Annotated in this window: 1 protein-coding gene and 1 pseudogene; both read right to left on the bottom strand. The window is 24.3% G+C overall.

All coding sequences use genetic code 11. The features are described from left to right. Window positions 1-363: a hypothetical protein gene (locus tag ACTHW2_RS10280; RefSeq protein WP_442263830.1), complete on the bottom strand. Its 363-nt coding sequence runs from the start codon at window positions 361-363 to the stop codon at window positions 1-3. Window positions 364-560: 197 nt separating this feature from the next. Continuing rightward, window positions 561-853: pseudogene (locus tag ACTHW2_RS10275) on the bottom strand (acetyl-CoA carboxylase carboxyl transferase subunit alpha); the annotation flags it as partial.

The raw sequence follows: 853 nt of genomic DNA, 5'->3' as shown, positions 1-853 counted from the left end.
TTAAAAGTTTATCTTTTGCTCGGTATTTAATATATAGTTAAATGCTATTACAAAAAAGAGAATATATATTAAAGACATATTATCTTTTTCAAATAAGATATAATCTGAAAGATAGTTTATAGAAAAATACACTATATTAAAAAAGTATATATATTTGGTAAATTTTATTAAAGAATAGTCTTTCAGTATCAACTTAAGTAATAATATAAGACCCATAATTTTACTTGCTAAATATACTATTTCCATAATAGTATCTAAAGATGAAAAATTTAAAAATACAATAAAATATCTAGATATAAGTACTAAAGCTGTTATGATTATATAAGTTTTTATACTTTTTACACTATCTTTTAAACCTTCCATGATATTCTCCTTTTTAAATAAAATAACCTTCTTGATATTCTGCCTTTATCTTGATTTTATTTTCACTCTTTTATATATTAAGTGTATCAAATAAAACTTAAGTTTTGTGCATTTTTGGACTAAGCGGTCTTTTTTTGGTCTGAACGGTTCTTAAATATATTAAAAAACAGGTATTGTCCTTAAGGACAATACCTGTTTTATTCATATACTCCCATATTTCTAAACTTTTCATATCTTTTATCTACTAATTCCTTTTTTTCCATAGATAAAAGAGTTTTTATTTCTTTAGATATATATTTTTTTATATTTTTAGCAGTAGCATCTACGTCTTTGTGAGCTCCTCCTAGTGGTTCTTTTATCACTTCATCTATTACTTTTAAATCTAGTAAGTCTCCTGCAGTAAGTTTCATTGTATCAGATGCTTTTTGTGCAAGGGCAGAATCTTTCCAAAGTATAGAAGAAAGTCCTTCTGGTGATATAACTGAGTATA

Origin of the sequence: Tissierella sp. (genome assembly GCF_052089545.1) — a bacterium.
In the GTDB taxonomy this organism is placed as follows: Bacteria; Bacillota; Clostridia; order Tissierellales; family Tissierellaceae; genus Tissierella_A.
Note: the sequence above shows the minus strand (reverse complement) of the source record. Positions and strands in the feature narration are given on the sequence as shown.